This window comes from uncultured Gimesia sp. (assembly GCF_937919775.1).
Taxonomy (GTDB): domain Bacteria; phylum Planctomycetota; class Planctomycetia; order Planctomycetales; family Planctomycetaceae; genus Gimesia.
The window spans coordinates 1-3,694 of the sequence record NZ_CALFPF010000185.1; the positions used below are offsets into that span (position 1 = coordinate 1).

Below are 3,694 nucleotides of genomic sequence, written 5' to 3' on the forward strand. Positions count from 1 at the left end.
TTCATATTAGGTTCTCACAATTATGCGCAGTGCATAAACTAAAACGGATCACGAATACCGCAGTCCTGAACGGACGGCGAAACAAACAGCAGTCAGGTTCGCCTTGGATCATTCGTAGCCTATACCAAGTAATAACAATTTGAGAACAGGATTGCCAGTAATTCGCTGGTATTCACTCTAAATCCTCATAAAATTATCTTCAAACTCAACCAAAACGCGATTTTATGAATAAGCAAAACCAGACGTTTTTTTCCGGGAAACCTCCACTGCTGATTGTGGGAGCCAGCACACGGGCTGCCGCGTTTTCGGCTGTGCGTGCGGGTTTCCAGCCTGTCTGCATAGATCAATATGCAGATCAAGACCTGCTTGAAATTGCGGAAGTCCTTCCGAAAACTGATCACAGCTCAGACTGGGTGGAAGCGCTGAATCAACGACCGGCTCTGGACTGGATTTATACGGGGGCGCTGGAAAATCAGCCTGAACTCATCGAACAGATCAATCAGAAACATCGCCTGCGGGGCTGCGGTTCGGCAATTCTGCGACGTGCCCGGAATCCGTTTTTTCTGGAGCAGATTCTTTCACAGACAATGATTCAGGCTCTCCCCTGCCTGCCCTCCCATTCATTCCCGAGTGGAACTGCAAAATGGCTCTTAAAACCACTCAAGGGCTCTGCAGGCCACGGCATCCGGTTCGCAGATGCGGCTACATGCGGCTCTCTGATGAACGAAGACTGTTATCTGCAACGTTACCAGCCCGGGATTCCCCTGTCTGCGCTCTTTATTTCGTTCCGTCAGGTCACTGTTCTGGTTGGAATTTCCAGACAATTTATTGGAAATTCTGCCTTCAATGCCGCCGCATTTCATTTTTGTGGCGGGGTCACCCTCTCTCCCGTCGCTCCTTTGCTGAGAGATTCACTTGAAGAACTGGGGCAGACGATTGCCGGACAATGTGAGATCCAGGGCCTTTTTGGCTGTGATCTTCTGCTGAATCCGGAGCCACCCCATACGCTCTGGCTGACTGAAGTCAACCCCCGCTATACGGCTCTCACGGAACTGTTTGAGCTGCAATACCGTCTCCCGCTTCTCTCCTGGCACAGCGCCGCCTGCCTGTCCTTTGAGCGAGATCAGCCTGACACCACATCACCGGAACAATTGCAAAAACAGCTTATTCAGGCTGAAAAACAGCCATTTAACCAGATTTCCAAGGGCATTCTCTATGCCGCTGAGGATCTGATGTGCCCTGAAATCGACTGGAAGAACCCTTTCTCGGAAGGTCTTTATCACGTCCCTGAAAGTGCCGATATCCCCTGCCCGGGAACTGCCATTACTGCCGGTACCCCTCTCTGTACAGTTTACGGCAGAGGGGAGAATCAGGAATCCTGCCTGCAGTCACTGGCCGGCACAGTGATCAGATATCAGCAGTTTTTTGAGCCGGTCACCTGCAAGCCTCAACCCGCCTCCGACGTGTTTAGCATGCTCTGGCCTTTAAAGAAAACAGAAAATCTGGTATTTCCGGGTTTTTTCTGAAGCCGGAATGAATCGCATTCGTTTCTTGAAGATTGAACCCAATGGTTATAAAATCCAGTTTAGAACTGGAGTTCTGTAAGACGACAATAAATCAAAGGTGAACTGAGTTTCCGGTTTATCACGTAACAAGAAGGAATAATTAAAGACCGATGCCCAAGTCAACAGATATCAAAATCGTTGAGGCAAAATTTTCAACAGAAGAAGTACCTTTTCGGACCCCGCTCAAGTTTGGCGGCCGGGTGATGGATAGTAGTGTTCTGTTAAATGTGGAAGTTATCGTTGAGACACGCAACGGTAAACAGGGTATCGGAATCGGCAGTATGCCCGCCGGTAATATCTGGGCGTGGCCATCCACGGTCGTCAGTCCGGAAGAAGCTCTGAAAGCGATGATCGAATTTCTGGATGAAGCGGTTGAAATTGCCAACATCTGTCCGGAAATTGCGCATCCGATTGACTTGATGTATCATATTTCGGCTGAATACCATTTCATGGCGAAAAAACTTTCGAAGCGGTTAGGACTGAAGGAAGAAATTCCCACTTTGGCGCAACTGGTTGCTTCCAGCCCTCTCGATGCCGCGATTCACGATGGCTTCGGGCGTGCCAATCATATCAACAGCTACAACGGTCTCTCCTCGGAATTTATGATCCACGATCTGTCCGAATACCTGGATGATCAATTCAAGGGAGAATACCTGGATCAATACACGCTCCGCGATCCAAAACCGAAACTGCCTCTCTACCATCTTGTGGGAGCGCTCGATCCGATCACGGAAGCCGACATCAACGAACGCATTAATGACGGACTGCCGGAAACACTGGGTGAGTGGATCAAAGCCGACGGGCTGACTCATCTGAAAATCAAACTCTCCGGCGAGAATCTGGATTGGGATATCAGCCGTGTGATCGCTGTCGAAAACGAAGCAGCCAAAGCCCAGGCAGAACGTGGAAACGATACCTGGTGTTATTCGCTGGACTTCAACGAAAAGTGTGAAAACGTCGATTACGTACTCGATTTCCTCAACAAAATTCGCGAGCAGACACCGGCAGCCTTCGACCGGGTGCAGTACATCGAACAGCCTACAAACCGCGATCTCAAAGCCAACCCTGAAAACAGAATGCACGCAGCGGCTAAGATCAAACCGGTCGTGATCGATGAATCGCTGGTCGATTATGAATCGCTGCTGCTCAGTCGCGAACTTGGTTACTCGGGCGTAGCTCTGAAAGCCTGCAAAGGGCAAACCGAATCGTTGTTCCTGGGGGCTGCTGCCCAGAAGTTCGACATGTTTCTCTGCGTGCAGGATTTAACCTGCTGCGGTTATTCGTTCCTGCATTCAGCCAGTCTGGCGGCACGTATCCCGACCATCGCTGCGATTGAAGGCAACGGCCGTCAGTATTGCCCCGGACCGAATAAAAAATGGACACGCTCATATCCCGGCATGTTCAAGATTACCGACGGAACCGTCAAAACAGCCGAACTCAACGGGGACGGTTTAGGATTCTGAAAGCGGTTTCCCGTTCCCAAAATGAATCTATCTGCTCGCGTCGCGCACAGATGACAGAATCACCGGGTATTGTTCTTATCACTGATAAAGTGAAAGTGCATGCCCGTTTTTTTACGTGGTCGCTGCCTGCTACCAGATGTTATTGCGTTGCTGGTAAGACTGAAAATTGGAGAAGGCAAACAAGGCGAACATGATCCCTGCAAACCGCATCTGCTGCTGGAAGAAATACAGCGCCAGGCCGCCGGCGACTACCATTGAAATCTGCATTGCCAGAATATCACCGCGATAACGTTTAACTGCCTTACAGATATCCTCGCAGATGTGCCCGCCATCCAGTGGCAGGACCGGCGCGAGATTGATCAGCCCCCAGAACCAGTTGATATACAGCAAGTCATGAAAGGCCAGGCTGACATAGGTCAGTGCCTGATGGCTCAGGTTATCCCACAGACCATACCGGACTGAAAGATACTTGAAGAAAAACACCCCTCCATACAGGCCAAAACCGGCCAGAGGACCGGCTGCAGAGACGATGATTGACCGCTGTGTTGTCATTCCCGAATAAGGCTGAAACATAGCCAGTCCACCGAAGTGATACAAAACAATTTCCGGAGGCCAGCCAAAGTGTTTTGCCATCACAGCATGTCCCAGTTCATGTACCAGAATGGA

At 50.1% G+C, this 3,694-nt stretch carries 3 protein-coding genes; 2 read left to right on the forward strand and 1 reads right to left on the reverse strand.

Annotated features, from left to right (window positions below; all coding sequences use genetic code 11):
• Nucleotides 1–224: 224 nt before the first annotated feature.
• Together Q0294_RS04980 and Q0294_RS04985 are read left to right on the forward strand one after the other, a co-directional pair.
• A complete protein-coding gene (locus Q0294_RS04980; RefSeq protein WP_299461537.1) occupies nucleotides 225–1,526 on the forward strand; it encodes an ATP-grasp domain-containing protein in 1,302 nt (433 codons plus the stop codon).
• A 149-nt stretch (nucleotides 1,527–1,675) separates the two neighbouring features.
• Complete coding sequence (locus tag Q0294_RS04985) at nucleotides 1,676–3,028, forward strand: enolase C-terminal domain-like protein (protein WP_299461540.1); 1,353 nt, start codon at nucleotides 1,676–1,678, stop codon at nucleotides 3,026–3,028.
• Between the two features lie 129 nt (nucleotides 3,029–3,157).
• Here the strand turns inward: Q0294_RS04985 and Q0294_RS04990 are convergent.
• Nucleotides 3,158–3,694: site-2 protease family protein (locus tag Q0294_RS04990; protein ID WP_299461542.1), on the reverse strand; the 537-nt coding region annotated here is incomplete at its 5' end.

What these genes read in the sequence shown, in the direction of transcription:
- Q0294_RS04985 (WP_299461540.1), top strand. Translation starts at nt 1,676, where the DNA reads ATGCCCAAGTCAACAGATATCAAAATCGTTGAGGCAAAATTTTCAACA.
- Q0294_RS04980 (WP_299461537.1), top strand. Translation starts at nt 225, where the DNA reads ATGAATAAGCAAAACCAGACGTTTTTTTCCGGGAAACCTCCACTGCTG.